Genomic DNA, 3,324 nt, shown 5'->3' on the forward strand with positions numbered 1-3,324 from the left:
TGTGTATAAGAGACAGGCCGGCGGTAACGGCGGCCAGGGTGGCCTGCAGGCCAACGGCGCCCACGCCGCGCAGGGTGTTGGTGGCGACGGTGGCGCCGGTGGCAAGGGCGGCGCGGGCTATGACGCGCTCGCCGCGGGTGCCGCCGCCGGTACCTCGGGCGGCAATGGTGGTGCCGGAGGCGCCGGCGGTACCGGTGGCACCGGTTCCGCCGCCGGCCAGCACGGTGCCGGTGGCGTCGGTGGCAAGGGTGGTTCGGGCACTGACGGCGCCAATGGTGGCGCCGGTACTGCCGGAGACGCCGCCAACCCCGACGGCGGGGCCGGTGGCAACGGCGGTAACGGCGGTAACGCTGGCGTCGGTGGTGCTGGTGGTGACTCCGGTGGCGGTAACTACGCAGCCAGCGGCGGTAATGGTCTTGCCGGTAAGGGTGGTAACGGTGGCGTCGGCGGCGCCGGTTATGACGCTGCGTCCGACGTCGCTGCGGCTGCGGGCACCGCGGGTGGCAACGGAGGTGCGGGCGGCGACGCAGGCGTGGGTGGTCTGCAGGCCAATGGCACAACGCGTGCGACCGCAGGTATCGCCGGTGTCGGTGGTGACGGTGGTGACGGCAAGGACGGCACGGACGGGATCGATGGCACCCAGGCCAACCCGGATGGCACGGCGGGTCAGGCCGGCGGTGCCGGTGGCAACGGCGGTCAGGGCGGCCTCAGAGCCGACAACACGCGGGCTGCCGATGGCGACGGCGGTAACGGTGGTGCCGGCGGTAAGGGCGGCGCCGGCTACGAGGGCCAGAACGCGGCCACCGCGGGCGCGGCCGGTGAGAACGGTGGCAACGGTGGTGCCGGTGGTGCCGGCGGTGTCGGCGGAACCGGCACGAATGCCGGAGCGCACGGTGTCGGCGGCGCGGGTGGTGACGGCGGCTCCGGCGGCAAGGGCGCCGACGGTGCGGCCGGCGCGGCCGGCACGGCCGCGAACATCGATGGGGCCGCAGGTCAGGCCGGCGGTGCCGGCGGCAACGCCGGTAAGGGCGGTGCCGGTGGCGGCAGCGGCAACGGAGCCACCGCCGCTGACGGCACTGACGGTTCGGCCGGTGTCGGCGGCAAGGGTGGCGCCGGCGGTCAGGGCTTCGACGGTCTCAACGGCTCCAACACCGGCGTCGGGCGCATCGACGGCACCAACGGTGGCGCCGGTGGTGCCGGTGGTGCCGGTGGCTTGGGTGGTTTGCAGGCCGACGGCGCGACCCGGGCCACTCAGGGCGATGGTGGCGCCGGCGGCGCTGGCGGTAAGGGCGGCAATGGTGGCAACGGCGTGGCCGGAGCTACCGCCGGTACCGCGGGCACCAACGGTGGCGTTGGCGGCAACGGTGGCGCCGGTGGCGTCGGCGGCCAGGGCACCAACATCGGTGCGGCTGGTGCTGGTGGCATCGGTGGTAACGGCGGTAGCGGTGGCGCGGGCGCCACGGGTGCGGCCGGTGCGGCCGGTACGGCTGCTCATGTGGACGGCACCGCCGGCGGTAACGGTGGTGCGGGCGGTAATGCCGGCAAGGCCGGTAGCGGCGGTCTCAGTGGCGCTGGTGTTCAGGCCGCCGGAGGAACCGACGGTACGGCGGGCGTCGGTGGCGCCGGCGGCGCCGGTGGTACCGGCTTTGACGGTGCCAACTCCACCAGCGCTGGAGTTTCCGGTGGCAATGGTGGTGCCGGCGGCGCCGGTGGCAACGGTGGCCAGGGCGGCCTGAAGGCTGACGGCGTCACGCGCGTCGCCGACGGCGCCGGTGGCACCGGCGGTGCCGGTGGCAAGGGTGGTACCGGGTACACCGGTAAGACCGGTGCGGACGCGACGGTCGCCGGTGCTGACGGTGGTGCGGGTGAGTCGGGCACCAATGGTGGCAATGGTGGTGCCGGTGGTGCCGGCGGTACCGGCTCGACGGCGGGCACGCAGGGTGTCGGCGGTGCCGGTGGCGCCGGTGGTTCCGGGGGCGCCGGCGGCAAGGGCGCTGCGGGTGCTGCCGGTACGGCGGGCCATGTCGATGGCCACGACGGTGGCAATGGTGGTGCCGGCGGTAACGCGGGCAAGGGTGGTCTCGGTGGTGCGGGCCTAGGTGGTACGGCCGCCGCTGGCGCCAATGGCACCGCGGGTGTCGGTGGCGCCGGTGCGGCCGGTGGTGCGGGCTTCACCGGTGCTGATTCCACGAGCGCGGGTGTGTCCGGTGGCAATGGTGGTGCCGGTGGCGCCGGTGGTAATGGTGGGCAGGGTGGCCTGCAGGTCGATGGCAGCACGCGCGCCACGCAGGGTGCCGGTGGCAATGGTGGTGCCGGTGGCAATGGTGGTGCCGGCTACACCGGTGCGGCGGGTGCGGACGCGGCGGTCGCCGGTGCTGACGGTGGTGCGGGTGAGTCGGGCACCAATGGTGGCAATGGTGGCGCCGGTGGTGCCGCCGGTACCGGCTCGACGGCGGGCACGCAGGGTGTCGGCGGTGCCGGTGGCGCCGGTGGTTCCGGTGGTAAGGGCGGTGCGGGCGCTGCGGGTGCTGCCGGTACCGCGGGCCATGTCGATGGCCATGACGGTGGCAATGGTGGTGCCGGCGGCAACGCGGGTAAGGGTGGTCTTGGTGGTGCGGGCCTGGGTGGTATGGCCGCCGCTGGTGTCAACGGCACGGCTGGTGTCGGTGGCGCCGGTGCGGCCGGTGGTGCGGGCTTCGCCGGGGCGAACTCCACGAGCGCGGGTGTGTCCGGTGGCAATGGTGGCGCCGGTGGCGCCGGTGGTAACGGTGGGCAGGGCGGCCTGAATGTTGGTGGCGCGCGGGCCACGGACGGTGTTGGTGGCGCTGGTGGCGACGGCGGCAAGGGTGGTGCCGGTTACACCGGTGAGACCGGTGCTGACGCGGTCATCGCGGGTGCTGCAGGTGGTGCGGGTGAGTCGGGCACCAATGGTGGTGCCGGTGGTGCCGGTGGTGCCGGGGGCACGGGTTCGTCGGCGGGCCTGCAGGGTCTGGGTGGTGCCGGCGGTGCCGGTGGTTCCGGTGGTGCCGGCGGCAAGGGTGCTGCGGGTGCGGCCGGTGAGGTCGGGCATGTCGATGGCCATGACGGTGGTGCCGGTGGCGCAGGCGGTAACGCCGGTGCCGGTGGTGCCGGTGGCGCGGGCCGGGGCGGTGTGGCGGCCGACGGCGCCGACGGTGTGGCCGGTGCCGGTGGCGCCGGCGGTGCCGGTGGTGCGGGCCTGGCCGGCGCCGACTCGCACACTGCGGGTGTGGCCGGCACCGATGGTGGTGCTGGTGGTGCCGGTGGTAACGGTGGCCAGGGTGGCCTAGAGGCTGACAACACCAC

1 pseudogene is annotated in these 3,324 nt (G+C 74.5%); it reads left to right on the forward strand.

What is annotated here, in order from left to right:
- Window positions 1-3,324: pseudogene (locus LI94_RS24025) on the forward strand (PE family protein); the annotation flags it as partial.

Origin of the sequence: Mycobacterium sp. UM_Kg27, assembly GCF_000972905.1 — a bacterium.
Taxonomy (GTDB): Bacteria; Actinomycetota; Actinomycetes; order Mycobacteriales; family Mycobacteriaceae; genus Mycobacterium.